Source organism: Tahibacter aquaticus (genome assembly GCF_004363655.1).
Lineage (GTDB): Bacteria > Pseudomonadota > Gammaproteobacteria > Xanthomonadales > Rhodanobacteraceae > Tahibacter > Tahibacter aquaticus.
In genome coordinates, this window is sequence record NZ_SNZH01000016.1 from 137,716 (window position 1) to 162,047 (window position 24,332).

The 24,332-nt window shown below is 65.1% G+C and carries 25 protein-coding genes and 1 tRNA gene; 22 read left to right on the plus strand and 4 right to left on the minus strand.

What is annotated here, in order from left to right:
- Window positions 1–54: 54 nt before the first annotated feature.
- From surE to DFR29_RS22585, 5 genes are all read left to right on the plus strand, one after another.
- On the plus strand, window positions 55–834 hold the full coding sequence (gene surE, locus DFR29_RS22565; RefSeq protein WP_133820898.1) for a 5'/3'-nucleotidase SurE: 780 nt from the start codon (window positions 55–57) through the stop codon (window positions 832–834).
- Window positions 831–1,508: a protein-L-isoaspartate(D-aspartate) O-methyltransferase gene (locus DFR29_RS22570; RefSeq protein WP_133820899.1), complete on the plus strand. Its 678-nt coding sequence runs from the start codon at window positions 831–833 to the stop codon at window positions 1,506–1,508. The genes surE and DFR29_RS22570 overlap by 4 nt, the downstream gene beginning before the upstream one ends.
- A gap of 29 nt (window positions 1,509–1,537) precedes the next feature.
- Entirely contained in the window at window positions 1,538–2,143 is a 606-nt protein-coding gene (locus DFR29_RS22575) for a YqaA family protein (protein ID WP_133820900.1), read from the plus strand.
- Window positions 2,144–2,154: 11 nt separating this feature from the next.
- Window positions 2,155–3,270 carry a peptidoglycan DD-metalloendopeptidase family protein gene (locus DFR29_RS22580; RefSeq protein ID WP_243746148.1) on the plus strand — a complete coding sequence of 372 codons (1,116 nt, stop codon included), beginning with the start codon at window positions 2,155–2,157 and terminating at the stop codon, window positions 3,268–3,270.
- 236 nt (window positions 3,271–3,506) lie between these two features.
- Window positions 3,507–4,424 (plus strand): sigma-70 family RNA polymerase sigma factor, encoded by a 918-nt coding sequence (locus DFR29_RS22585; RefSeq protein ID WP_133820901.1) that lies wholly within the window; start codon window positions 3,507–3,509, stop codon window positions 4,422–4,424.
- Between the two features lie 65 nt (window positions 4,425–4,489).
- On the opposite strand, the gene DFR29_RS22590 is transcribed toward DFR29_RS22585, so the two are convergent.
- A complete protein-coding gene (locus DFR29_RS22590) occupies window positions 4,490–4,879 on the minus strand; it encodes an Mth938-like domain-containing protein (protein ID WP_133820902.1) in 390 nt (129 codons plus the stop codon).
- 7 nt (window positions 4,880–4,886) lie between these two features.
- Window positions 4,887–5,183, minus strand: a complete 297-nt coding sequence (gene yhbY, locus DFR29_RS22595) for a ribosome assembly RNA-binding protein YhbY (RefSeq protein ID WP_133820903.1) — start codon at window positions 5,181–5,183, stop codon at window positions 4,887–4,889.
- Window positions 5,184–5,286: 103 nt separating this feature from the next.
- On the opposite strand from yhbY, the gene rlmE reads away from it, so the two are divergent.
- From rlmE to DFR29_RS22620, 5 genes are all read left to right on the plus strand, one after another.
- Complete coding sequence (rlmE, locus tag DFR29_RS22600; RefSeq protein WP_133820904.1) at window positions 5,287–5,910, plus strand: 23S rRNA (uridine(2552)-2'-O)-methyltransferase RlmE; 624 nt, start codon at window positions 5,287–5,289, stop codon at window positions 5,908–5,910.
- A gap of 12 nt (window positions 5,911–5,922) precedes the next feature.
- Complete coding sequence (gene ftsH / locus DFR29_RS22605; protein ID WP_133820905.1) at window positions 5,923–7,848, plus strand: ATP-dependent zinc metalloprotease FtsH; 1,926 nt, start codon at window positions 5,923–5,925, stop codon at window positions 7,846–7,848.
- A 115-nt stretch (window positions 7,849–7,963) separates the two neighbouring features.
- Entirely contained in the window at window positions 7,964–8,854 is an 891-nt protein-coding gene (gene folP, locus DFR29_RS22610) for a dihydropteroate synthase (RefSeq protein ID WP_133820906.1), read from the plus strand.
- 61 nt (window positions 8,855–8,915) lie between these two features.
- A complete protein-coding gene (gene glmM, locus DFR29_RS22615) occupies window positions 8,916–10,271 on the plus strand; it encodes a phosphoglucosamine mutase (RefSeq protein WP_133820907.1) in 1,356 nt (451 codons plus the stop codon).
- 81 nt (window positions 10,272–10,352) lie between these two features.
- Entirely contained in the window at window positions 10,353–11,288 is a 936-nt protein-coding gene (locus DFR29_RS22620; RefSeq protein WP_133820908.1) for an isopenicillin N synthase family dioxygenase, read from the plus strand.
- A gap of 89 nt (window positions 11,289–11,377) precedes the next feature.
- On the opposite strand, the gene DFR29_RS22625 is transcribed toward DFR29_RS22620, so the two are convergent.
- Window positions 11,378–13,237 (minus strand): hypothetical protein, encoded by a 1,860-nt coding sequence (locus DFR29_RS22625; protein WP_133820909.1) that lies wholly within the window; start codon window positions 13,235–13,237, stop codon window positions 11,378–11,380.
- Window positions 13,234–14,052, minus strand: a complete 819-nt coding sequence (locus DFR29_RS22630; protein WP_133820910.1) for an SDR family NAD(P)-dependent oxidoreductase — start codon at window positions 14,050–14,052, stop codon at window positions 13,234–13,236. The genes DFR29_RS22625 and DFR29_RS22630 overlap by 4 nt, the downstream gene beginning before the upstream one ends.
- A gap of 137 nt (window positions 14,053–14,189) precedes the next feature.
- On the opposite strand from DFR29_RS22630, the gene tpiA reads away from it, so the two are divergent.
- The 12 genes from tpiA (at window position 14,190) to nuoI (ending at window position 24,316) form a co-directional block, all read left to right on the plus strand.
- On the plus strand, window positions 14,190–14,936 hold the full coding sequence (gene tpiA / locus DFR29_RS22635) for a triose-phosphate isomerase (protein ID WP_133820911.1): 747 nt from the start codon (window positions 14,190–14,192) through the stop codon (window positions 14,934–14,936).
- Window positions 14,937–14,961: 25 nt separating this feature from the next.
- On the plus strand, window positions 14,962–15,432 hold the full coding sequence (gene secG / locus DFR29_RS22640; protein WP_208113682.1) for a preprotein translocase subunit SecG: 471 nt from the start codon (window positions 14,962–14,964) through the stop codon (window positions 15,430–15,432).
- Between the two features lie 12 nt (window positions 15,433–15,444).
- Window positions 15,445–15,529 (plus strand) — tRNA-Leu (locus DFR29_RS22645).
- 79 nt (window positions 15,530–15,608) lie between these two features.
- Window positions 15,609–15,965, plus strand: coding sequence for an NADH-quinone oxidoreductase subunit A (locus DFR29_RS22650; protein ID WP_133820912.1), 357 nt, complete (start codon window positions 15,609–15,611; stop codon window positions 15,963–15,965).
- Entirely contained in the window at window positions 15,956–16,510 is a 555-nt protein-coding gene (locus tag DFR29_RS22655; protein WP_133820913.1) for a NuoB/complex I 20 kDa subunit family protein, read from the plus strand. The genes DFR29_RS22650 and DFR29_RS22655 overlap by 10 nt, the downstream gene beginning before the upstream one ends.
- A 12-nt stretch (window positions 16,511–16,522) precedes the next feature.
- Window positions 16,523–17,257 carry an NADH-quinone oxidoreductase subunit C gene (locus tag DFR29_RS22660; protein WP_133820914.1) on the plus strand — a complete coding sequence of 245 codons (735 nt, stop codon included), beginning with the start codon at window positions 16,523–16,525 and terminating at the stop codon, window positions 17,255–17,257.
- A gap of 3 nt (window positions 17,258–17,260) precedes the next feature.
- Window positions 17,261–18,514, plus strand: a complete 1,254-nt coding sequence (locus tag DFR29_RS22665) for an NADH-quinone oxidoreductase subunit D (RefSeq protein ID WP_133820915.1) — start codon at window positions 17,261–17,263, stop codon at window positions 18,512–18,514.
- A gap of 18 nt (window positions 18,515–18,532) precedes the next feature.
- Window positions 18,533–19,060, plus strand: coding sequence for an NADH-quinone oxidoreductase subunit NuoE (gene nuoE, locus DFR29_RS22670; protein WP_133820916.1), 528 nt, complete (start codon window positions 18,533–18,535; stop codon window positions 19,058–19,060).
- Between the two features lie 8 nt (window positions 19,061–19,068).
- Window positions 19,069–20,400 carry an NADH-quinone oxidoreductase subunit NuoF gene (gene nuoF, locus DFR29_RS22675; protein WP_133820917.1) on the plus strand — a complete coding sequence of 444 codons (1,332 nt, stop codon included), beginning with the start codon at window positions 19,069–19,071 and terminating at the stop codon, window positions 20,398–20,400.
- A gap of 13 nt (window positions 20,401–20,413) precedes the next feature.
- Entirely contained in the window at window positions 20,414–22,759 is a 2,346-nt protein-coding gene (nuoG, locus tag DFR29_RS22680; protein ID WP_133820918.1) for an NADH-quinone oxidoreductase subunit NuoG, read from the plus strand.
- A gap of 4 nt (window positions 22,760–22,763) precedes the next feature.
- Entirely contained in the window at window positions 22,764–23,828 is a 1,065-nt protein-coding gene (nuoH, locus tag DFR29_RS22685) for an NADH-quinone oxidoreductase subunit NuoH (protein ID WP_133820919.1), read from the plus strand.
- A complete protein-coding gene (nuoI, locus tag DFR29_RS22690; protein ID WP_133820920.1) occupies window positions 23,825–24,316 on the plus strand; it encodes an NADH-quinone oxidoreductase subunit NuoI in 492 nt (163 codons plus the stop codon). Before nuoH ends, nuoI begins: the two co-directional genes overlap by 4 nt.
- The last annotated feature ends 16 nt before the right edge of the window (window positions 24,317–24,332 follow it).

A 24,332-nucleotide genomic window follows, 5' to 3' on the forward strand; every position in this document is an offset into this window, starting at 1 on the left:
GGAGAGCGGGCCGAATTCCGCTAAACTTTCCGCCTGTCTCAACAGGTTGCCCGCATGCGAGTTCTGGTTTCCAACGATGACGGCGTGGATGCGCCGGGCATACGCGTACTGGCCGAACGCCTGGCTGTCGCCGGTTCCGTCACTGTCGTCGCACCGGACCGGGACCGTTCCGGCGCCAGCAATTCGCTCACCCTGGACCAGCCCATCCGTGTCAGCCGCATGGACGACGGCCGTTACCGCGTCGCCGGCACACCGACCGACTGCGTCCACTTGGCCCTGGCCGGACTGCTGGATTTCCAGCCCGATATCGTGGTTTCCGGCATCAACAACGCACCCAACCTCGGCGACGACGTGATCTATTCCGGTACCGTGTCGGCGGCGATGGAAGGGCGCTTCCTTGGCCTGCCGGCGATCGCGGTATCGCTGGTCTGCCATAACCATCAGGCCGAACATTACGAAACCGCGGCCCAGGCCGCCCTGGTGCTGATGCAGCGCCTGCTGGTCGATCCGCTGCCGGCCGATACCATCCTCAACGTCAACGTACCTGACCGGCCCTGGAATGAAATCCGCGGCTTCGCCGTGACGCGGCTGGGCCGGCGCCACCGGTCCGCGCCGTGCATCCGCGAACGGGATCCGCGCGGTCGGCCGATCTGGTGGATAGGCCCGGCTGGCGAAGCCGAAGATGACGGTCCCGGCACCGATTTCCACGCCGTGCGCGACGGCTACATCTCGATCACGCCGATCCATGTCGATCTGACGCGTTACCAGGCGCTGGAAAAAGTCGCCGGATGGGTGGTCAGCCTGGAGCAAAGCGCGGAGCAGGCCGGCGCATGAGCGCGTACTCGCGCCTGAGTCCGGAAGCGCGCGGCCTGGGCATGACGTCGCAGCGCGCGCGCGATCGCCTGATCGAGCGCCTGCAGGCCGACGGCATAAAGGATCGCCGCGTACTGGAAGTGATGCGCCAGCTGCCGCGTCATCTGTTCGTGGAAGAGGCGCTGGCCACGCGCGCCTACGAAGACACCGCCCTGCCCATCGGCCAGGGCCAGACCATCTCGCAGCCCTGGGTGGTCGCACGCATGAGCGAGGCGCTGCTGGAATTCCAGACGCCGAAGCGGGTGCTGGAAATCGGCACGGGGTCGGGCTACCAGGCTGCGGTGTTGGCTGGCCTGGTCGAGCAGGTGCATACGGTCGAGCGTATCGAGGAACTGCTGCGCAATGCGCGCCGGCGCTTTCGCAAGCTCGGCATCGCCAATATCCGCTCCAAGCATGACGACGGCCGCCTGGGCTGGCCGGAAGAAGCACTTTTTGACGGCATCGTACTTACTGCTGCCGGCGTTACCCTGGAAAATGCCTTGCTCGACCAGCTCGCTCCTGACGGCGTGCTCGTCGCGCCGGTCGGAGCGGCCGGGCGCCAGCAGCTGGTGCGCATCCGGCCCGACGGCGACGGCCGCGTGCGCGAGGTGCTGTGTGCCGTGAGTTTCGTGCCGCTGTTGAGCGGCGTTCTGTAAATGTCGATTTGTCCACGGACGGAACGCGCATGAAATTGTTCAAGCCGCTGTACGAAAAAGCCCTGCAATGGGCGGCTCATCCCCAGGCCGAGCGCCTGTTGGCGGGCCTGAGTTTTGTCGAGGCGATCATTTTCCCGGTGATGCCGGAGGTGATGCTGGCACCGATGACCCTGGCCAGGCCCAGCCGCTGGGCGCGCTACGCCACCATCAGCATGGTGTTCTCCGTGATCGGTGCCGTGGTCGGCTATGTGCTGGGCCACTACGCTTTCGACCTGTTGCGGCCGCTGCTGGACTACCTGGGCTGGCTGCCGCGCATCGACGCGCTGGTACTGGAGTTGCGCACGACCGTGGCGAACAGCGCCTGGACCGCTTTCTGGCTGCTGGTTCTGGCCGGATTCATGCCGGTTCCCCTCAAGATCTTCACCTGGGCCTCGGGCATTGTCGGCGTGCCGATGCTGGCTTTTGTCGCCAGCATGATTATCGGCCGCGGCAAGCGCGTCTACCTGCTGGCCGGAGTGATCCGGCTCGGCGGGCCCAGGGCCGAGGCGGTATTGCACAAGTACATCGAGTGGGTGGGCTGGGCGGCGCTGCTGCTGTTTGCCGGCCTGATCCTCTGGTTGAAGCTGCGGCATTGAAGGAAGACGACGTGACTCACGCGAACAGGGGCGTGGACAGGATCTGCCGCGGTACGGCATGGACGCTGGCGCTGCTGCTCAGCGCCTGCGCCACCACGCCGCCGGCGCCGGTGGAAGACATCGCCCTGGATGAACGTCAGCCGCCGCGCGAAACCGCACCGCGGGCCGTGCGCCAGGGCAGCCAGGTCGCCACGCACAAGGTCGTGGCGGGCGACACCTTGTATTCGATCGCCTTCAAGAACGGGCTGGATTTCCGCGAAATCGCCCGCTTCAACCATATCGAGGCGCCGTATCGCATCTATGTGGGGCAGCAGCTGAAGCTGGGCGAGGAAGCACCGCCTGCCGGCGTCGCCGTTGCGGCAGTGCCGTCCGCGCCAGCGCCGACACGCATCAGCGAGCTGCCGCCGGAACCGCCGCGGCGGCCCGCGCCGGGCGCCAGTGCGACGACGGCGCCGACCAGCATTCCGGCCAGCGGGCCGAACAGCAAGGTCGATCCGCTGGCGGTGCGCAGCGCCACGCCGCCGAGCAACGAGCGTCCGCCGGGTACGCTGCCGGCGAGCAAGCCGCCGGCCAATTCGGTTGCCGCGGCGACGCAGCCGATACCGGCGATTGCACCGGTGCCGACACCACCGGCGCCGGCAGCGACCACGCCTGCGGCCGATCCGGTCGCCCTGCCGGCCAAGTCCGGCGCACTGGCGCCCGGCGCGAATACCACGGCAGTGGCCACGCCTGGGCCGACCACGCCGGTACTCAACAGCGGCGGCGTCAGCTGGCGCTGGCCGGCCAGCGGCAAGGTGGTCGGCACCTTCATTGCCGGCGACCAGACCCGCCAGGGCGTTGATATCGCCGGCAGCGCCGGAGCGGCTGTCGCGGCGGCGGCGGACGGTTCGGTCGTCTACAGCGGTAACGGACTGCTCGGTTACGGCGAGCTGATCATCGTCAAGCATTCCGCCTCGTTCCTGTCGGCTTACGGGCATAACCGCAAACGCCTCGTCAAGGAAGGCGATACGGTCAAGGCTGGCCAGGCTATTGCCGAGATGGGCGGCTCCAACCGGGAAATGTTGCATTTTGAAATCCGCCGCAACGGCAAGCCGGTCAACCCGCTGGAGTATTTGCCCGCGCGCTGAGCGGCGAAGGAGCGGCTGCTAGGTTGTCGTGCCCACGACATGCCTGTCGTGAGCACGGCCTTCCTGTGGCGCGGGCGATCCTGTCCGGCTGCGGGCCCGGCCCCGGGTTTATGTCCGCTTGAGCCTGTCCGCAGCGTTTTTCCGAATATGCATTCGCCTGCCTCGCCGCAGGCCTGGCAACAACGACACCGACGCGCCACAGCTCTGGCGCAACCGCCTGGGAGTATGCTGGCGCAATGAGTTCACCCCTGCGCGAAGAACCGTCGTTGGACGCTGACGACATGCTGGCCTTGCTCGATGCGATCGAGCCGCCGCAGGGCGAGGAAACGCGCAATTCCACCAGTGCCTATCTGAACGAAATCGGCCTGATTCCGCTGCTCGACGCGTCCGGCGAGCGGGGCCTGGGCGAGCGCGTGGCGTTGGGGGACGGCGAGGCGCGGCGGCAGATGATCGAGGCCAACCTGCGCCTGGTCGTGGCGATCGCGCGCAGCTTCGTCGGCCGCGGCGTGCCGCTGCTGGACCTGATCGCCGAGGGCAATCTCGGCCTGATCCGTGCCGTGGAGAAATTCGATCCGGCCCGCGGCCTGCGATTTTCCACCTACGCCAGCTGGTGGATACGCGAGTCGGTGCAGCGCGCGCTGATGCAGCAGGGCCGTACCGTGCGCGTGCCGGTACATGTGCTGCGCGAGCTGGCCCAGGCTTTGCGCGCCCGGCGCGAACTGCTGCTGAGCCTGGGACGCCAGCCGACCCAGGAAGAACTCGCCCAGGCCCTGAACAAGTCGACTGGCGACGTCGCTGCGCTGTTTTGCGTGACCGAGGAAATCCGCTCGCTGGATGCTCCGATGTCCGAAGCCGACGATCGTGCCCTGGTCGAGCAGATATCCGCCGAAACCAGCAGCGTTGTCGCTGGCAGCGAATTCAACGAAATTGCCGGCGGACGCCTGCCACAGTGGCTGGAAAAGCTCAATCCGCGCCAGCGCCTGGTGGTCGAGCGCCGCTACGGCCTGGCCGGGCATGCGGCGCAGACGCTGGCCGAGATTGCGGGCGAGCTGGGCCTTACGCGCGAACGCGTGCGGCAGATCCAGGTGGAAGCCTTGGCGCGCCTGCGGCGGATTGGCGAGGCGGATGGCGTGGGCGGTCCTGAAGCTGGCTAGTGTGGCGTGCGGCCGGGCTGCTGTTCGTCCTGGCGTCGCAAACGGATAGCGCAATGCCCGCCGTTCTACGGAATGCCTGAAGGCGCCGGCAGGATAAACGCCGCAACGACCTTGCGGCCCTCGCCGACCAGCACATTGAAGGTTCTCGCCGCGGCGGCGTTGTCCATCACTTCGATGCCGATGCCGCGACGCAGGAATTCCGCCAGTATCGCCTGCGACGGAAATACGATGCGCGAGCCGCTGCCGAGGATGACAACGGCAGGCTTCAGCTCAAGTATCGGCGCGATCGCGGCGGTATCGATCGCGCCGACCGCGTTCACCGGCCAGGCTTCGATGGCCCGGTCCGGTGCCAGCACGAAGCTGTGTTGCAGCTCGCGGTCGACGACGGTGATTGCCTCGGCGGCAACGCGCCGTATGAACAGGTATTCGCCCGGCCGGTTCAGCGACAGCTGCATGGCGGACTCAGCGGGGCAGAGCGATGACCGGCTTTTCCGCGTTGCGGCGGAAATACACCGCGGTACGGCCTATGGTCTGAACGGTTTCGGATTTGGTCGCTTCGGCCAGCTGGGCGGCGTGGGCGGCAAATTCGCTGCGGTCTTCGGCCGGAATGCGCACTTTGACCAGTTCGTGATGATCCAGGGCCAGGCTGAATTCCTGGATCAGGGCTTCGGTGACGCCTTTGGCGCCGACCAGGATGACGGGTTTGAGATCGTGGGCGAGACCGCGCAGGTAACGGCGCTGGCTATTGCTGAGGGACATGGGAATCGAAGGCAAGACGCGGCGCTGCACCGCAGGCAAGGACGACAGGGTATCATGCCCGGCCCGTTGTCCTTCCTGATCCGGCTCAGCCCGGTAATACGCCATGTCCTCGCGCAGCAAGAGTAGCCAACGCTGGCTGCAAGAACATTTCAAAGACCCCTACGTCAAGAAAGCCCAGGCCGAGGGCTATCGCTCGCGTGCGGTTTTCAAGCTGGACGAGCTGCTGGAGCGCGACGATCTGCTCAAGCCGGGCATGACCGTGGTCGACCTGGGCGCTGCGCCCGGCGGCTGGTCGCAGCTGGTCAACGAAAAACTGAAAGGCAGGGGCCGTATCGTCGCCCTTGATATTCTGCCGATGCAGGGCATTTCCGGAGTGGACTTCATCTGCGGCGATTTCCGCGAAGAGGCGGTTCTTGCACAGCTGGAGGCGCAACTCAACGGCGCCCAGGTGGATCTTGTACTGTCGGACATGGCACCCAATATGAGCGGCGTGGACCTGGTCGACCAGACGCGGGCCATGCATCTGTCCGAACTGGCGCTGGATTTTTCCGGCCGCTGGCTCAAGCCCGGAGGCGATTTCCTGATCAAGCTGTTCCAGGGCATCGGCTTCGACGAGTACGTTAGGAACTTGCGGACGGCATTTACCCGCGTCAGCATCCGTAAACCCAAGGCTTCGCGGGCGCGATCCAACGAAGTCTATGCGCTGGCTCGGGGCCGGCGTAAGTAAGGAGTGTTATAGATGAATGACATGGCCAAGAACCTGCTGCTCTGGCTGATCATCGCCGTAGTGCTGCTCACGGTTTTCCGTAGCTTCGACCAGCGCGGCGCAGGCACGCAGGATCTCGCCTATTCCGATTTCATGGACAAGGTCGAGCACAACTCGGTCGCCGAAGTCCTCGTGCGCAACGACAACCGCAGCATCGAGGCCAAGCTCAAGGACGGCAGTTCCGTGCGCACGACCTTCCTGCCCACGGACGAGAACATCAACGAGCTGCAGAAAAAGGTCGACAAGATGCGCGTCGAGCCTTCCGACAACGGCTTCTCGCTGCTCAACATCCTGGTCACCTGGGCGCCGTTCCTGGTGTTCATCGGGTTCCTCATCTATGTGATGCGCCAGATGCAGTCCGGCGGCGGTGGCCGCGGTGCGATGAGCTTCGGTCGTTCCCGTGCACGCCTGCAAGGCGAAGACCAGGTCAAGATCACCTTTGCCGACGTGGCCGGTTGTGACGAGGCCAAGGACGACGTGAAGGAACTGGTCGACTTCCTGCGCGATCCGGGCAAGTTCCAGAAGCTTGGCGGCAAGATTCCCCGCGGCGTGCTGATGGTCGGTTCGCCCGGTACCGGCAAGACGCTGCTGGCCAAGGCCATTGCCGGCGAAGCCAAGGTGCCGTTCTTCACCATTTCCGGTTCCGATTTCGTCGAGATGTTCGTCGGCGTCGGCGCGGCCCGCGTGCGCGACATGTTCGAGCAGGCTAAGAAGCACGCGCCCTGCATCATCTTCATCGACGAAATCGACGCGGTCGGCCGTCATCGCGGTGCCGGCCTGGGTGGCGGCCATGACGAGCGCGAGCAGACCTTGAACCAGCTGCTGGTCGAGATGGACGGTTTCGAAGGCAACGAAGGCGTCATCGTCATTGCCGCGACCAACCGGCCGGACGTGCTCGATCCGGCGCTGCTGCGTCCGGGCCGCTTCGACCGCCAGGTCGTGGTGCCGCTGCCCGATGTGCGCGGCCGCGAGCAGATCCTCAAGGTGCATATGCGCAAGGTGCCGGTATCCGCCGACGTCGAGCCCATGGTTATCGCGCGCGGCACGCCGGGCTTCTCCGGCGCCGACTTGGCCAACCTGGTCAACGAAGCCGCCCTGTTCGCCGCCCGCGAGAACTCGCGCGAAGTGGTGATGAGCCATTTCGACCGGGCCAAGGACAAGATCATGATGGGCGCGGAGCGCCGCTCCATGGCCATGAGCGAAGACGAAAAGCGCAATACCGCCTATCACGAGGCCGGTCATGCCATCGTCGGCCGTGTCATGCCCGAGCACGATCCGGTGCACAAGGTCACCATCATTCCACGCGGCCGTGCGCTGGGCGTGACCATGTTCCTGCCCGAAGGCGATCGCTACAGCTACAACCGCACCTTTATCCACAGCAACCTCTGCTCGCTCTACGGCGGCCGCGTTGCGGAAGAGCTGATCTTCGGTGCAGGCAAGGTGACTACGGGCGCGTCCAACGACATCAAGCGGGCAACCGAGATGGCGCGCAACATGGTGACCAAGTGGGGTCTGTCGGACGAACTCGGCCCTATCGCCTACGGCGAGCAGGAAGACGAGGTATTCCTCGGCCGTTCGGTGACCCAGCACAAGAATGTCTCGGACGAGACGGCGCGCAAGATCGACGAAGTGGTGCGCAGCATCCTCGACAAGGCCTATGCGGAAGCTACGCATATCCTGACCGAGAACATGGAAAAACTGCACAAGATGGCCCAGGCCTTGCTGCTGTACGAAACCATCGATGCGACGCAGATCGACGCGATCATGGAAGGCCGCGAGCCGCCGCCACCGAAAGACTGGACGCCGACCAAGCCCAGCAGCAACACGCCGGCCAGCGGCCCGCGCGGCGAAAGCCCGATCGGCGATGCTGCCGTGACGCGGAATTCGCTCGGCGAGTAGGCGAGTCTGCAATACCTGCGCAAAGGGCCGCATCTGCGGCCTTTTGCTTTTGTGTATTTTGTCTTTTCCGGGGTGGCTTTCGTCCACGTCCGCCAATACGGAGCGAGCCAATAGCATGATCCACCCAACCCTCGACTGCGCCGGCCGCGAGCTGGTGCTGGACCGGCCGCTGGTCTGCGGCATCGTCAATGTCACGCCCGATTCGTTCTCCGACGGCGGCGATCACTTCGATGCGGCGGCGGCGATCGCACACGGCCTGCAACTGGTCGAGCAAGGCGCCGACCTGCTCGACATCGGCGGCGAATCCACCCGACCGGGGGCGGCAGCCGTCGGCGAAGATGAAGAACGCCGCCGCGTCATCCCCGTGATCGAGGCCTTGGCGCGGCAGACGCACGTACCGATTTCCATCGATACCTCCAAGCCCGGCGTGATGCGCGCCGCTGTCGCCGCTGGCGCCGGCCTGATCAATGACGTGCATGCGCTGCGCCTGGACGGCGCACTCGATGCCGCAGCCGATCTGCAGGTGCCGGTCTGCCTGATGCATATGCAGGGTGAGCCGCGCAGCATGCAGGCTGAGCCGCACTACGACGAAGTGGTCGCTGACATCAAGCGCTTCCTCGCCGATCGCATCTTCAGCTGCGAGCTGGCCGGTATTCCGCGCAAGCGCCTGCTGGTCGATCCGGGCTTCGGTTTCGGCAAGACGCTCGAACACAACCTGGCCTTGCTGCGCGAGTTGCAGCAGTTTGCCAACCTCGGCGCGCCGCTGTTGGTCGGCCTGTCGCGCAAATCTTTCCTCGGCGCCTTGAGTGGGCGCCAGGCACCGGCCGAGCGCGTATACGCCTCGGTCGCTGCGGCGCTGATCGCGGCCCAGCGCGGTGCCGCGATCCTGCGCGTCCACGACGTGGCCGCGACCGTGGATGCGCTCAAGATCTGGCTGCCGGTGGCCCAACCTGCGGCCGTGCGCAAGAGTGCAGCGCCCAGCCTGCGCTGGGGCGACGACGACTGAGAGGCGTCCCGCAACAGCCCGCGCTATGCTTGCCGACCCTTAAGGCAAACCGAGCCCCCGCATGAGCAAGCGCACGTATTTCGGCACCGACGGCATCCGCGGCCGCGTGGGGCAGTGGCCGATCACCGCCGAATTCATGCTCAAGCTGGGCCGTGCCGCCGGCAAGGTACTGACCGGACCGGACGGCGACGCGACCGTCGTCATCGGCAAGGACACGCGCATCTCCGGCTATATGTTCGAATCGGCGCTGGAAGCCGGCCTGGTTGCCGCTGGTGCCAATGTACGGCTGCTCGGGCCCATGCCGACGCCGGCTGTTGCCTATCTCACGCGCAGCCTGCGCGCCAGCGCCGGCATCGTGATCAGCGCTTCGCACAACCCGCACCAGGACAATGGCATCAAATTCTTTTCCGCCGATGGCGAGAAGCTGGCCGACGACGTCGAGGCGGCGATCGAGCGCGAACTCGAAGCGCCGTTCGAAACCGTGCCGTCGGAACAGATCGGCAAGGCCGTGCGCGTCAGCGACGCGGCCACGCGCTACGGCGAATTCTGCAATTCCACTTTTCCGCATGACCTCAGCTTGCGCAGCCTCAAGCTGGTGGTCGACTGCGCCCACGGCGCCACTTACCAGATCGCACCCAAGCTGTTCGAGGAGCTGGGCGCGCGCGTCAGCAGCATAGGCACCCAACCCGACGGCCTGAATATCAACCGCGACTGCGGTTCCACCAGTCCGGCGGCGTTGCAGCGTGCCGTGGTCGAGCAGGGTGCCGACCTCGGCATCGCCTTCGACGGCGACGGCGACCGCGTACTGTTCGTCGATGCTGGCGGGCGCCTGGTCGATGGCGACGACATCCTCTACGTACTGGCCAGCGACTGGCAGCGCAGCGGCCGCCTCAGCGGTCCGGTGGTGGGCACGTTGATGACCAATTACGGCCTGGAGCGCGCATTTGCTGCAGCGGGAATCGGTTTTCTGCGTGCCAAGGTGGGCGACCGCTATGTGATGCAGGCACTGAAGGAAACCGCCGGCATGCTCGGCGGCGAAGCCTCGGGTCATATCCTGTGCCTGGACAGCGCCTCGACCGGCGACGGTATCGTGGCGGCGCTGCAGCTGCTGGAAGTGCTGGTGCGCAACGGCCAGACCCTGGCCCAGGCCTGTACCGGCTGGGAACGCCTACCGCAGATCACGCGCAATGTGCGCGTCAGCGGCAATGCCGGCCGCCTGCTCGAACATGTCCAGGTGCTGGCCGAGCGCAGCGTGGTCGAACGCGAACTGGAAGGCCGCGGCCGCCTGGTGCTGCGGGCTTCCGGTACCGAGCCGCTGATCCGCGTCACCATCGAGGCGGCCGATGCGGCCCTGGTCGACGCGCTGGCCGGGCGGCTCGCCCGCGCCGTAGAATCCGCGGCCACAGAATCTGCCTGAATTCGGCCAGCGCTGCCGCGGCGGCGGCGCACTCGCAGCGGTGTCCTGCGCCGCTTGTTCCCCAAGCTCCGGAACCTACTCATGTCAGCCATCCCGACCCTGGACATCCGCCGCTACGACACCGACCGCGACGCCTTCGTTGCCGAACTGGGCGCCGCCTACCGCGAATGGGGCTTTGCCGGCATTCGCGGCCACGGCATCGATACCGCGCTCATCGACGGCGCCTACGAACGTTTCCGCGAGTTCTTCGCCCTGCCGTCCGAAACCAAGATGCAGTACCACCTCAAGGGCAGCGGCGGTGCGCGCGGCTATACCGCGTTCGGTGTGGAAACGGCGAAAGATTCCCACTATCCCGATCTGAAAGAGTTCTGGCATATCGGCCGGGAAATTCCCCGCGATTCGCGCTTCGCCGACGTGATGCCGCCGAACCTGTGGCCCAGCGAAGTTGCCGGCTTTCGCGAATACGGCTACGCCTTGTATACGGCGCTGGACGAACTCGGCACGCGCGTGCTGCGCGCACTGGCGCTGCATATCGAGCTGCCGGAGAACTTCTTCGAAGACAAGACCGATGTCGGCAATTCCATCCTGCGTCCCATCCACTATCCGCCAATCACCGCGCCGGATATTCCGAATGTGCGCGCCGGTGCGCACGAAGACATCAACTTCATCACCTTGCTGGTCGGTGCCAGCGCCGCCGGCCTGGAAGTGAAATCGCGCGTCGGCGATTGGGTGCCGTTCACGTCCGACGCCGACACCATCGTGGTGAATATCGGCGACATGCTGCAGCGCCTGACCAATCACGTCTATCCGTCGACGACCCATCGCGTGGTCAATCCGCCGGGCGAACTGGCGCGCAAGCCACGCTATTCGGTGCCGTTCTTCCTGCATCCGAATCCGGACGTGGTACTCGATCCGCTGGCCTCGTGCATCAGCACCGACAATCCCAGCCGCTACAGCGAATCGATCACCTCGCACGAATACCTGATGCAGCGCCTGCGCGAGATCAAGCTCGCCTGACGCACCCGCGCGGAGCGCCAGCGCCGACCGACCGAGCGAACGAAGGGAAAATGGAAAAAGCGCGCCATGGCGCGCTCTTTCCCCGCCAGCTACGGCGCGCTGGCCGTTGCCGGCGGTAGCGTCACTACGTCGACGTGGTCTGGTGTCGCGTGCACGTTCAAGGTCCAGTCCACGGCATCGCCGCGATCGCGCGGTGCGCGGTAGATCGCGGTGATCTGATCGCGATACAGCGGCTGCAATGCCTCGCCGCCAGCGCTGGCCGCGGTCACGGCGAACGGCTCGTAGAAGGCGGCCCGATGCGCCACTACGACCAGTTCGCCGGCAGCGGATTTTCCGTTCACGACAAAATCGCGCGGGCTTACCGCAAGGCCCGGATGCGCCGGAAACAGTCCCGGCACGGCAGCGGGCGATGGCGAACCCGCATGCCAGATCGCACCGATTGGCGTATAGCCCAGATGGGCAAGGCGCTGCGGCGCCGTTTCGCCGATCTGTGCCCAGGCATGGTCGCGCAGGCCGAGCAGCGCCTGGCCCTGCGGCGGGCCACCGATCTGGACCTGGTTCCTGTGCCCGCAGCGGGCGAGCAAACCCACGCCCAGCGACTGGTCGATGAACTCGGCGTAGTGCGCATACAGCGTGGTCGGTACGCACAGCGGTGCTGTGATCGCGTAGCGGTCCTGCAGCGGCAGCAGCAGGATGGTATGGCGTTCGGCCCCCGTCAGGTGCTGGATAGCATCCATCAGGCCCTGCTGGCCCGGCCGGGCCAGCGGCAGCAGCGCCTCGCTGGCCGGGTGGGCCAGGGTCCAGTGGATCGCCAGCGAGCTGCCGCTCCACAGGGCCAGCAGGGCCCAGGTCAGCCAGCGTGCGGCGCGGCCGGCCTGCAGCAGGCGTTGCAGGCCCAGGGCAACCAGCAAGGCCAGTAGCGGCAGATGCGCAAACAACATCCAATATGGCGTTACCGGGCGCAGCGCGAGTACGAAGAAGGATTGCAGCGGCAGCAGTGCGAGCAGGGTCCAGGCCAGCTGGCGCCGTTGCGGCATCTGCGCATGCACGGCGGCAACCAGGCAGGCGGCCAGGCCGGACAGATGCGCCGCCATCAGCGCGCGACGCCAGCCCGGCGTCAGCTCCAGCCAATAGCGCGCCGCATAATCGGCGCCGTAGCCAGCCAGGCTCAGCAGCATCGCGGCCAGGCGTGTCAGGGTCGGGGCCGCCGGATCGCGCGCTGCATAGCCCTGCAAGGTGGCGAGGTCGGTATAGCCGGCCTGGACCTGGGCGATCAGCATCGGCATCAGACTGAGCAGGCCGATCAGGCCAACGACAGCCAGGTCGCGCAGTCGGCATGTCCACTTGTCGACACTGCTCAGCGCATGCAATACGAACAGGCTGCCCAGCAGCAGCGTGGTCGGATGAGCATGCAACATTGCGGTCGCAGCCAGTCCCAGCACCAACGCGCGCGCCGGCCCCGGACGGTCACGGTAGTACAGGCTGCTCCACAGACCGAACAGTACGGCGGCTTCTACGGCCGTGGTATGCGTCATCGCAGCGAGCGCGAAAGACGACCAGCCCGGCGCAAAACTGGCCAGCACGAACAGCAGTCCGAGCTGGGCGCCGCCGTAGCGGCGGCCGATCAGATACGCCAGCAGGTATTTCAGTGCGGCGACAAGGGCGATCGTCGCCGGCACGGTCAGTGGAAAGGGCAGCAGCCACAGGCTGGCGCCGAGCAGGTAGTACCACAGTGGCCCCAGGTGCAGGGTGTTGTAGATCACCGGCCCATCCAGCGGCCATTGCGCCCCCGTGGCCAGTTGCTGCGCGAAATACATGTCGCGCAAGGTGTCGGGCGTGCCGGCCATGCCCAGCGCCGTGCAGACCTGCAGCGCGGCCAAGCCGCACAGAAGCAGCCAATGCCACCAGACTGCCGGCGCAAGCTGCGCCGCCGGCGGCGCTGGCGTCATTGAATCGGTTCCTGCACGCGGAAATCCTTGGAGCGGCGTTGCACCATGGCCAGGGCGAACGAATCCGGCAGCAGTTTCATCAGGCCCTTGATGAAACGGTTGGCACGGCCGGTTACGTAGACAATATCGCCGCGCTCGGTTGCCTCCACACCTTCGCGCGCGACCGCGGCGGCAGTCATCCACATCCATTTCGGCATCTTCGATACCTGTTCGCGCGAGCCGACCACATCGTGGAATTCCGACCAGGTAAAGCCCGGGCAGACGGCGCAGACATTCACGCCCTTGTCGCGGTTTTCCAGTGCCAGCGACTGCGAGAACTTGATCAGGAAGGCCTTCGACGCGGCGTACATGGTGTGGCCGGCCGAGCCTGGCACGTGGCCGGCCAGCGATGCGATATTGGCAATGCGGCCGTAGCCACGCTGCTGCATGCCCGGCAGCAGGCGGTATGCCAGTTCGCAGGGCGCAGTCACCAGTACCTGCAGAAAATCCGCATGGCGCTGCCAGGGCTGGCTCAGGTAATGGCCGGGTACGCCGTAGCCGGCGTTGTTGACCAGCACATCGATGGCCAGACCGCGGCGTTCGAGTTCCGCGCAGAGATCGGCCACGGCAGCCGGTTCGGCCAGGTCGGCGGCAATCGTATCGACGGCAATGCCGTGTGCGCGGGTCAGTTCCGCTGCCAGTGTGCTCAGGCGATCTTCGCGCCGGGCGGTCAGTACAAGGTTATGCCGGCGCGCGGCCAGCTCGCGCGCGAACGCTTCGCCGATGCCGGCGGACGCGCCGGTGACCAGAGCCCAGCGGGTGGGGGCAGGGGACATGACTATCCTTTTGGCAGACTGGCGGCCGCGGCCGGAATGCGCGATTCAACCCGACTGACCGCGCACTATCAATGGCGCATTGCGCCGGCGCAGGCGCATCGCTATCCTGCGCGCCCTTTCACGGATGTGGCCGATCCATGCGTCGCAAGCTCGTTGCCGGAAACTGGAAGATGCACACCACTGCCGCCAGCGCGGCGGAACTGGTGCGCGCCATCCAGGCCGCGGCGCCGGCGCATTGCGATGTGGCTGTATTCCCGCCTGCGCTTTACGTAGCTGCACTCGCTGCCGAGCATGCCGGCAGCGCTCTGGGTTTCGGCGTGCAGGACGTCAGCGAACACGCCCAGGGTGCCTATACCGGCGAGCTGGCTGCATCGATGGCGCAGGACGTCGGCTGCCGCTACGCGCTGGTCGGTCATTCCGAGCGCAGGCAGTATCATGCCGAGTCGAACGAGCGCGTCGCGGCCAAGTTTGCCCAGGCCCAGGCCGCCGGACTGGTGCCGGTACTCTGCGTCGGCGAAACCCTGCAGCAGCGTGAGGCGGGCGAGACCGAAGCCGTCGTTGCCGCGCAGATCGATGCGGTCGTCCAGGCTTGCGGCATCGGCGCTTTCGCACGCGCCGTGGTGGCCTACGAACCGGTCTGGGCGATCGGTACCGGCCGCACCGCCAGCGCCGAACAAGCCCAGGCCGTACATGCGTTTATTCGTAGCCAACTCGCTAAATGCGATGCTACAATCACGAACTTGCTGCGCATCCTTTACGGTGGCAGCGTCAAACCTTCCAACGCTGCCGAGCTGTTTGCTCAGGCCGACGTGGATGGCGGATTGATCGGCGGCGCCTCCCTGGTTGCGGCCGATTTTCTCAAGATTTGTGAGGCGGCGCGTTGAGCGCGCGGCCAGACTGAGTAGAGAAATGCTGCTTACGATCTTCAACGTCTTTTATATCCTGATCGCGGTGGCGATGGTGGCGCTGATCCTGCTGCAGCGCGGCGCTGGTGCAGACGCGGGGTCCGGTTTCGGATCCGGTGCGTCGGCAACAGTGTTCGGCGCGCGCGGGTCTGCGAACTTCCTGTCGCGTGCCACGGCGGTCCTGGCCGGTTTGTTCTTCCTGCTCAGTCTGGGCATGGGCATGTACCTCGGTCGCGGCGGCATTGCAAAGCCGCAAAACGACCTCGGCATCATGTCCGGCGTAGAAGTGCCTGCAGCCCCCGCCACGACCGCTCCCGCTGCAGCATCGCCCGCCAGCGATGTGCCGCAGGCTCCGGTCGCAGCACCGGCAGCCGGTACCGAAACGCCCGCGGTGCCCCAGCCCGCTACTCCTGCCGTCGCCACCAAGGCCGACGACAAGACCGAAGCCAAGGCGGACGAGTCGAAGAAGAACTAGTTGGAACACCATGCCCAGATGGCGGAATTGGTAGACGCACTACCTTGAGGTGGTAGCGACTTAGGTCGTGGGGGTTCGAGTCCCCCTTTGGGCACCAATCTAGTTACGGTCGTGCGGCATTCAGCACAGCGCGCGGCCGCTGATGCATCTTCAACGATGCGGAGGTTCGCGGACTCGTGCTTGCCGAATATTGGCCCATCCTGTTGTTTCTCGTCATCGCCACCGGACTCGGTCTGGTCCTGCTGGCGGTAGGTACTGTCCTCGGGCCCAAGCGTCCGGACGCCCAAAAACGATCAGCTTACGAATGCGGCTTCGAAGCCTTCGAAGACGCGCGCATGAAATTCGACGTGCGCTATTACCTGATCGCCATCCTGTTCATCATCTTCGATCTGGAAATCGCCTTCCTGTTTCCCTGGGCGGTGGTGTTCAAGCAGATCGGCATCATCGCGCTGATCGAGATGGGCCTGTTCCTGGCGCTGCTCGTGGTCGGCTTCGTCTATGTCTGGAAGAAGGGAGCGCTGGAATGGGAATGACCGACAGCCTCAGCCGGGTCATGCACAATCCGGTACCGGTCTCCAGCGTCGACGACATCCTGCGTCCGGGTGACGACAATCCGCTGGTCGAACGCGGGTTCGCCATCACCTCGGCCGATGCGCTGATCAACTGGGCGCGTACCGGTTCGATGTGGCCGATGACCTTTGGCCTGGCCTGCTGCGCCGTGGAAATGATGCATGCCGGTGCGGCGCGTCTGGACCTTGATCGCTACGGCGTGGTGTTCCGTCCCAGCCCGCGCCAGTCCGACGTGATGATCGTCGCCGGCACTCTGGTCAACAAGATGGCGCCGGCGCTGCGCAAGGTCTACGACCAGATGCCGGATCCGAAATGGGTCATCTCCATGGGGTCCTGCGCCAACGGCGGCGGCTACTACCACTATTCCTACGCGGTGGTGCGCGGCTGCGATCGCATCGTGCCGGTCGACATCTACGTGCCGGGCTGTCCGCCGACGGCCGAGGCGTTGATCTACGGCATCCTGCAGTTGCAGAAAAAGATCCGCCGCACCAACACCATTGCGCGCTAACGGAACCTCCGCATGAGCGACAACCTGCCTGATACGCTGGCGCAGCGCCTTACCGCGCGCTTGGGCGCCGATATCGTTGCTGCGACCGAGTGGCGCGGCGAAACCGTGATTGAAGTGCTGCCGGAAAACTGGCTGCGCGTGGCGCAGCTGCTGCGCGACGAGGCCGAGTTCCGTTTTGAACAAGTGGTCGATGTCTGCGGTGTGGACTACCTGAGCTACGGCCAGGCTGAGTGGGATACCACCGACGTGTCCAACCAGGGCTTCTCCCGCGGCGTCGAAGGGCAGGGGCCAGGGCGCTTCCGCTGGTCCGAACGTCCACTGGTGGCAGCGCGGCACGGCCGCTTCGCCGTGGTGGCGCAGCTGCTGTCGCTGACGCACAACCGGCGCCTGCGCCTGAAGAGCCATTGCCACGACGACGCACTGCCGATCATGCCTTCGCTGACGGCGCTGCACCCGGGTGTGAACTGGTTCGAGCGCGAAGCGTTCGATCTCTACGGCATCGTCTTCGACGGCCATCCGGATCTGCGCCGTATCCTCACCGACTACGGTTTCGTCGGCCATCCGTTCCGCAAGGATTTCCCGCTGATCGGCAACGTCGAAGTACGCTACGACGCGGAAAAACAGCGCGTCATCTACGAGCCCGTCAGTATCGATCCGCGCGTGCTGGTGCCGCGCGTGATCCGCGACGATTCGCGCTACGACCAGGCCCAGGCCGAAGCGGCCACCAGCGCGGCCGCGGGGAAGTAAGCCATGCAGGAAATCCGCAACTACACCATCAACTTCGGCCCGCAGCATCCGGCCGCACACGGCGTGCTGCGTCTGGTGCTGGAAATGGACGGCGAGACCATCATGCGCGCCGATCCGCACATCGGCCTGCTGCATCGCGGCACCGAGAAGCTGGCCGAGTCGAAGCCGTTCAACCAGTCCATCGGCTACATGGACCGGCTCGACTACGTGTCGATGATGTGCAACGAGCACGCCTATGTGCGGGCGATCGAGAAGCTGGTCGGCGTCGAAGCGCCGATCCGCGCGCAGTACATCCGTACCCTGTTCGACGAAATCACGCGCATCCTCAACCACCTCATGTGGATAGGTTCCAACGCGCTCGATCTCGGCGCCATGGCGGTGTTCCTGTATGCGTTCCGCGAGCGCGAAGAGCTGATGGACTGCTACGAGGCAGTTTCCGGCGCGCGCATGCATGCCACGTACTACCGCCCCGGCGGCGTCTACCGCGACCTGCCCGAGCGCATGCCGCAGTACAAGGAGTCGCGCTGGCACAAGGGCGGCGACCTCAAGCGCATGAATGCCTGGCGCGAAGGCTCGATGCTCGATTTCCTCGAAGCCTTCTGCAAGGATTTCTACAGCAAGGTCGACGAATACGAGACCCTGCTCACCGATAACCGCATCTGGAAACAGCGCACCGTCGGCATCGGCGTGGTCACCCCGGAACAGGCCAACGCCTGGGGCATGAGCGGCCCCATGCTGCGCGGCTCCGGCGTTGCCTGGGATCTGCGCAAGAAGCAGCCTTATGCCGCTTATGCCAATGTGGATTTCGATATTCCGCTGGGCACCAAGGGCGACTGCTACGACCGTTACCTGGTCCGCGTCGAGGAAATGCGCCAGTCCAACCGCATCATCGAGCAGTGCGTGAAATGGCTGCGCGCCAATCCGGGCCCGGTGATGATCGAGAACTTCAAGGTCGCTCCGCCGTCCCGCGAGGAGATGAAGGACGACATGGAAGCGCTGATCCACCACTTCAAGCTGTTCACCGAAGGCTATTGCGTGCCGGCGGGCGAGACCTACAGCGCGGTGGAAGCGCCCAAGGGCGAGTTTGGCATCTATCTGATTTCCGATGGGGCGAACAAGCCGTTCCGCCTGAAGGTGCGTGCGCCGGGTTTTGCTCATCTGTCGTCGATGGACGAGATCGTGCGCGGCCACATGCTGCCCGACGTCGTCGCGATGATCGGTACCTATGACGTCGTGTTCGGCGAAATCGATCGCTGAGGCGACGGGAGCACATTCATGAAAGCCACTGGCACATACAACCAAGTCAAGGATGTCGACCCGCTGGTCGCACTGACCGAGCACACGCGCAAGCACATCGACCATTGGGTGTCGAAGTTTCCGCCGGACCGCAAGCGCTCGGCGCTGATCCAGGGCCTGATGGCCGCACAGGAACAGCAGGGCGGCTATCTGACCGACGAACTGACCACGGCCGTGGCCAGGTACCTCGATCTGCCCACGGTCTGGGCGTACGAAGTCGCCAGTTTCTATTCGATGTTCGAGACCTCGCCGGTCGGCCGCAACAACGTCGCCATCTGCACCAACATCTCGTGCTGGCTCAACGGTGCCGAAGACGTGGTGCGGCATTGCGAGAAGAAGCTCGGCGTCAAGCTCGGCGAGTCCACCAGCGACGGCCGCATCTACCTCAAGCGCGAGGAAGAATGCCTGGCTGCCTGCTGCGGCGCGCCGATGATGGTCGTCAACGGCCACTACCACGAGAACCTGACCACCGAATCGGTGGACCAGATTCTCGACGGTCTGAAGTGAGGCAGGACATGGCACAGCATTCCACTGGCCCGGTCGGCCCGGCCCCGCAGGATCACCAGGTCGTCTACACCACGCTGCATTTCGACAAGCCCTGGGCCTACGACAACTACCTCAAGGTCGACGGCTACGAGGCCTGGAAGAAGATCCTGGCCGAGAAGCCCGACCCCGCCACGCTGATCGAGGAACTGAAGAAGTCCTCGCTGCGCGGACGCGGCGGCGCCGGCTTCCCGACCGGCCTGAAGTGGTCGTTCATGCCGCGTACCGCGCCGGGGCAAAAGTATATTCTTTGCAATTCAGACGAATCCGAGCCGGGTACCTGCAAGGATCGCGACATCCTGCGCTTCAACCCGCATTCGGTGATCGAAGGCCTGGCTGTCGCCTGCTATTGCACCGGTTCCACCGTTGCCTACAACTACCTGCGCGGCGAGTTCCATCACGAGCCGTTCGAGCATTTCGAAGAAGCGCTGAAAGAAGCCTATGCCGCCGGCCTGCTGGGCAAGAACATCCTGGGCTCGGGCGTCGACGTGGACATCTATACGGCGCTGGGCGCCGGTGCCTACATCTGCGGCGAGGAAACCGCGCTGATGGAATCGCTGGAAGGCAAGAAAGGACAGCCGCGCTTCAAGCCGCCGTTCCCTGCCGGTTTCGGCCTGTACGGCCGGCCGACCACGATCAACAACACCGAAACCTATGCCTCGGTGCCGGCCATCCTGCGCAAGGGCGCGGAGTGGTTCCTCAACCAGGGCAAGCCGAACAACGGTGGTCCGAAGATATTTTCTGTTTCCGGACACGTGGCCAAGCCGGGCAATTACGAAATCCGCCTGGGCACACCGTTCAAGGATCTGCTCGAACTGGCCGGCGGCATCCGCAACGGCCGCCAGCTCAAGGCGGTGATTCCGGGTGGCTCCTCCATGCCGGTGCTGCCAGCGGCGACCATGCTCGACTGCACCATGGACTACGACTCGATCCAGAAAGCCGGCTCTGGCCTGGGTTCGGGCGCGGTCATCGTGATGGACGATTCCACCTGCATGGTGCGCGCCTGCCAGCGCATCAGCCGTTTCTACTACGCCGAATCCTGCGGCCAGTGCACGCCGTGCCGCGAAGGCACGGGCTGGATGTACCGCCTGCTCACGCGCATTGTCGACGGCAAGGCGGAACTGAGCGACCTGGCCATGCTCAAGCAGGCGGCCGGACAGATCGAAGGCCATACCATCTGCGCGTTCGGCGAAGCCGCGGCCTGGCCGGTACAGGGCATGCTGCGTCACTTCTGGCATGAATTCGAATACTTCATCGTCAACAAGCGCTCGCTCGTGGACGACCAGCTCGGCAAGGCCGCTTGAGGACGAATTACGCATGAGCGCCCAGCCCGTCAACCCGAATACACCGCCCGATCACGTCAATATCGAGATCGACGGCAAGCCGATGACCGCGCCGAAAGGCTCGATGATCATCCATGCCGCCGACAAGGCCGGCGTGCCGATCCCGCGGTTCTGCTACCACGACAAGCTGCCCATCGCGGCCAACTGCCGCATGTGCCTGGTCGAAGTGGAAAAGTCGCCCAAGCCCATGCCCGCCTGCGCCACGCCGGTGATGGAAGGCATGAAGGTGCAGACGCGTTCGCAGAAGGCCCTGAGCTCGCAGCGCAACGTGATGGAATTTCTGCTGATCAATCATCCGCTGGACTGCCCCATCTGCGACCAGGGCGGCGAATGCGAGCTGCAGGACATCTCGATGGGCTATGGCCGTTCGGTCAGCCGCTTCGTCGAGCGCAAGCGCGCTGTCGCCGACGAGGACATCGGTCCGCTGATCGCCACCGAGATGACGCGCTGCATCCAGTGCACGCGCTGCGTACGTTTCGTCGGCGAAGTCGCCGGCACGTACGAACTGGGCGGCATGAGCCGTGGCGAAAATCTGGAAATCGGTACTTACGTCGGCAAGACCATCGAGAGCGAGATCGGCGGCAACATCATCGATGTCTGTCCGGTCGGCGCACTGACCAACAAGCCGTTCCGCTTCCAGGCCCGCGCCTGGGAACTGATTGCGCGCGAAGGCCTCGGCTATCACGATGCGCAGGGTTCCAACCTGTGGCTGCATACGCGTCGCGGCGAAGTGCTGCGCCACGTACCGCGCGACAACGAAGCGATCAACGAGTGCTGGCTGTCCGACCGCGACCGCTACAGCCATCAGGGCCTGTATGCCGACGATCGCGCCACGCAGCCGCTGATGAAGAAAAACGGCGAGTGGGCGGCAGTGAGCTGGGAACAGGCGCTTGATGCCGTTGCCGAGAAACTCCGCACGGTGCGCGGCGACGATCTCGGCGCCCTGGTGCATCCGGCCACCTCGAACGAGGAAGGCCACCTGCTGGCCGAATTCGTCCGCGCGCTGGGCTCCAAGCATATCGACCACCGCCTGCGCCAGCTCGACTTCACCGACGCGGCGGCAGGCTGGGGCTTTGCCAGCAGCATGGCCGAGGTGGAGAAGGCCGATGCGGTATTCCTGCTCGGCAGCAACCTGCGCCACGAACTGCCGCTGGTAAATCACCGCGTGCGCAAGGCGGCCAAGCGTGGCGCCAAGGTATATGCGCTCAACCCCATCGATTTCGATTTCAACTACGACTTCGCCGGCAAGGTGATCGCCGCGCCGGCGGCACTCGTCGACGAAGCGGCGAAACTGGCCAAGGCCGCTGCCGAACTGGGCGTCGATGTGCCGACGGAACTCGCTGCACTGCTGGCCTCGGCCGCGACCGATGACGCCGCAAGGGCCCAGGCCAAGGCCTTGAAGGATGCCAGCGGCTCGCTGCTGATCTTTGGCGAAAGCGCGGCCATGCATCCGCAGGCCTCGCTGCTGCGCGCCTGCGCGCGCTTCGTCGCCCAGGCTACTGATTCGGCCTATAACGAAGTGCCGCTCGGTGCCAACGCAATCGGCCTGAGCCGCGTCGGCGCGCTGCCGGCTGCCGGTGGGCTGGATGCGCGCACCATGCTGGCCCTGCCGCGCAAAGGCTACCTTGTATACGGCGCCGAGCCGCCGTTCGATTTCGGCGACGGCGGCCTGGCCATGACCTCGCTGAGCAAGGCCGATGCCGTGATCGCGTTCAGCGCATTCGCGTCCGAAGCGCTCAAGGCCGTGGCTACCATCATCCTGCCGATTGCGGCACTGCCTGAGATTGAAGCCACCCTGGTGAATTTCAACGGCACCAGCCAGAGCGTCAACGCCGGTGCCAAGCCGCCGGGAGAGGCACGTCCGGGCTGGAAGGTGCTGCGTGCGCTCGGTGCCAAGCTGGGACTGACCGGTTTCGATTTCACCGACATCGGCGAAGTACGCGCAGCGCTGGCGGCCAAGCCGGCGCAGACCGTCCCCCAGCTGCAGGCCAAGATCGCCAGCCGCCACGACGGCAAGGGCCTGGCGCGCATTGCCAGCGTCGCGATCTACCGCGCCGACGCGGTGCTGCGCCGTGCCGCGGCGCTGCAGGCACATCCGCTCAACAGCGGCGCAGGGCTGGGCCTGAATCCGGCCGATGCCGCCGGCCTCGGCGTGGAAAACGGCAGCATGGTCAAGATCAACGGTGCCGCCGGTACCGCGACCCTGCCCGTGGTAGTCAGTGCCGGCGTGCCCAGGGGCGGCGCCTGGTTGGAGGCGGGTTACGTAGAAACCGCTGCGCTGCCGGCTTACGGCGCCGAACTCAGTATCAGCAAGGCATAAGCGCATGGACTCGGTAATCGCGCTGTTCAATTCCTTCGTCAACGACTGGCCCAACCTGTCGCTGGCCATAGGCCTGATCCTGCTGCCGCTACTGCCGCTGATCATCTCGGTGGCGATGTACGTGTGGTGGGAACGCAAGGTCATCGGCTGGATGCACGTGCGCATGGGGCCGAACCAGGTCGGTCCGCTGGGCTTGGCCCAGGCCTTCGCCGACGTGTTCAAGCTGCTGTTCAAGGAAATCACGGTGCCGGAAAAAGCCAGCACCTTCCTGTTCTACCTGGCGCCGCTGATCGCGCTGGTGCCGGCCATGGCGGCCTGGGCCGTCGTGCCGATCGGCGACAAGATGGCCTGGTCGAACGCGAATGCAGGCCTGCTGTACCTGCTGGCGATGACCTCGCTCGGCGTCTACGGCATCGTGCTGGCCGGCTGGGCATCGAATTCCAAATACGCCTTCCTCGGTGCGATGCGCGCTGCCGCCCAGGTGGTTTCCTACGAAATCGCCATGGGCATGGCCATCGTCAGCGTGCTGATCCTGACCGGTTCGCTCAATCTCAGCGACGTGGTGCAGGCGCAGGCCGGCAGCAAGGGTTTCCTGGAATGGTACTGGCTGCCGCTGCTGCCGATGTTCGTGATCTATTTCATCTCGGGCGTGGCCGAAACCAACCGCGCGCCATTCGACGTGACCGAAGGCGAATCGGAAATCGTCGCAGGTTTCCATGTGGAATATTCCGGCTCGGCCTTCGCCATCTTCTTCCTGGCCGAATACGCCAACATGATCCTGGTGGCGTTCCTGTCCTCAGTGCTGTTCCTTGGCGGCTGGCTGTCGCCGCTGCAGGGCTGGGGCCTGGGCATACTGTCGGCACCGGGCTGGTGGTGGCTGTTCGCCAAGGCCTTCGTGATGGCCTTCCTGTTCCTCTGGTTCCGCGCGACGTTTCCGCGCTACCGCTACGACCAGATCATGCGCCTGGGCTGGAAGGTGTTCATTCCGATCACCATCGCCTGGACCTTCGTTGCCGGCTGCCTCGCCTTTTTCGGCGGTGTGACCATCGGCCCGGGAGGCACTCCGTGAACCGCGTCATCAGCTACATCAAAAGCCTGTTCCTGCTGGAACTGCTGCAGGGCATGTGGGTAACCGGCAAATACTTCGTCAAGCCGAAGTACACCATGCAATACCCGATGGAAAAGATTCCCAAGTCGAATCGTTTCCGCGGCCTGCATGCGCTGCGCCGCTATCCCAACGGCGAGGAACGCTGCATCGCCTGCAAGCTGTGCGAAGCGGTCTGCCCGGCCCTGGCCATCACCATCGATGCGGCGCCGCGCGCCAGCGACGGCCAGCGCCGCACCACGCGCTACGAGATCGACCTGTTCAAGTGCATCTTCTGCGGCTTCTGCGAAGAGTCCTGCCCGGTCGACTCCATCGTCGAGATGGACATCCACGAATACCATTTTGAAAAACGCGGCGAAAACATCCTGACCAAGGAAAAGCTCCTGGCTCTGGGCGACCGATACGAGGCCGAGATCGCGGCCGCACGCGCGCAAGACGCGGCCTTCCGCTGAGCGTGCAGGAGAACGC

What these genes read in the sequence shown, in the direction of transcription:
- secG (WP_208113682.1), top strand. Translation starts at nt 14,962, where the DNA reads ATGCTGCTTACGATCTTCAACGTCTTTTATATCCTGATCGCGGTGGCG.
- DFR29_RS22660 (WP_133820914.1), top strand. Translation starts at nt 16,523, where the DNA reads ATGAGCGACAACCTGCCTGATACGCTGGCGCAGCGCCTTACCGCGCGC.
- glmM (WP_133820907.1), top strand. Translation starts at nt 8,916, where the DNA reads ATGAGCAAGCGCACGTATTTCGGCACCGACGGCATCCGCGGCCGCGTG.
- DFR29_RS22620 (WP_133820908.1), top strand. Translation starts at nt 10,353, where the DNA reads ATGTCAGCCATCCCGACCCTGGACATCCGCCGCTACGACACCGACCGC.
- nuoF (WP_133820917.1), top strand. Translation starts at nt 19,069, where the DNA reads ATGGCACAGCATTCCACTGGCCCGGTCGGCCCGGCCCCGCAGGATCAC.
- ftsH (WP_133820905.1), top strand. Translation starts at nt 5,923, where the DNA reads ATGAATGACATGGCCAAGAACCTGCTGCTCTGGCTGATCATCGCCGTA.
- nuoE (WP_133820916.1), top strand. Translation starts at nt 18,533, where the DNA reads ATGAAAGCCACTGGCACATACAACCAAGTCAAGGATGTCGACCCGCTG.
- surE (WP_133820898.1), top strand. Translation starts at nt 55, where the DNA reads ATGCGAGTTCTGGTTTCCAACGATGACGGCGTGGATGCGCCGGGCATA.
- nuoH (WP_133820919.1), top strand. Translation starts at nt 22,764, where the DNA reads ATGGACTCGGTAATCGCGCTGTTCAATTCCTTCGTCAACGACTGGCCC.
- DFR29_RS22590 (WP_133820902.1), bottom strand. Translation starts at nt 4,879, where the DNA reads ATGCAGCTGTCGCTGAACCGGCCGGGCGAATACCTGTTCATACGGCGC.
- DFR29_RS22665 (WP_133820915.1), top strand. Translation starts at nt 17,261, where the DNA reads ATGCAGGAAATCCGCAACTACACCATCAACTTCGGCCCGCAGCATCCG.
- DFR29_RS22655 (WP_133820913.1), top strand. Translation starts at nt 15,956, where the DNA reads ATGGGAATGACCGACAGCCTCAGCCGGGTCATGCACAATCCGGTACCG.
- DFR29_RS22625 (WP_133820909.1), bottom strand. Translation starts at nt 13,237, where the DNA reads ATGACGCCAGCGCCGCCGGCGGCGCAGCTTGCGCCGGCAGTCTGGTGG.
- folP (WP_133820906.1), top strand. Translation starts at nt 7,964, where the DNA reads ATGATCCACCCAACCCTCGACTGCGCCGGCCGCGAGCTGGTGCTGGAC.
- nuoG (WP_133820918.1), top strand. Translation starts at nt 20,414, where the DNA reads ATGAGCGCCCAGCCCGTCAACCCGAATACACCGCCCGATCACGTCAAT.
- DFR29_RS22630 (WP_133820910.1), bottom strand. Translation starts at nt 14,052, where the DNA reads ATGTCCCCTGCCCCCACCCGCTGGGCTCTGGTCACCGGCGCGTCCGCC.
- DFR29_RS22585 (WP_133820901.1), top strand. Translation starts at nt 3,507, where the DNA reads ATGAGTTCACCCCTGCGCGAAGAACCGTCGTTGGACGCTGACGACATG.
- DFR29_RS22575 (WP_133820900.1), top strand. Translation starts at nt 1,538, where the DNA reads ATGAAATTGTTCAAGCCGCTGTACGAAAAAGCCCTGCAATGGGCGGCT.
- rlmE (WP_133820904.1), top strand. Translation starts at nt 5,287, where the DNA reads ATGTCCTCGCGCAGCAAGAGTAGCCAACGCTGGCTGCAAGAACATTTC.
- tpiA (WP_133820911.1), top strand. Translation starts at nt 14,190, where the DNA reads ATGCGTCGCAAGCTCGTTGCCGGAAACTGGAAGATGCACACCACTGCC.
- DFR29_RS22570 (WP_133820899.1), top strand. Translation starts at nt 831, where the DNA reads ATGAGCGCGTACTCGCGCCTGAGTCCGGAAGCGCGCGGCCTGGGCATG.
- yhbY (WP_133820903.1), bottom strand. Translation starts at nt 5,183, where the DNA reads ATGTCCCTCAGCAATAGCCAGCGCCGTTACCTGCGCGGTCTCGCCCAC.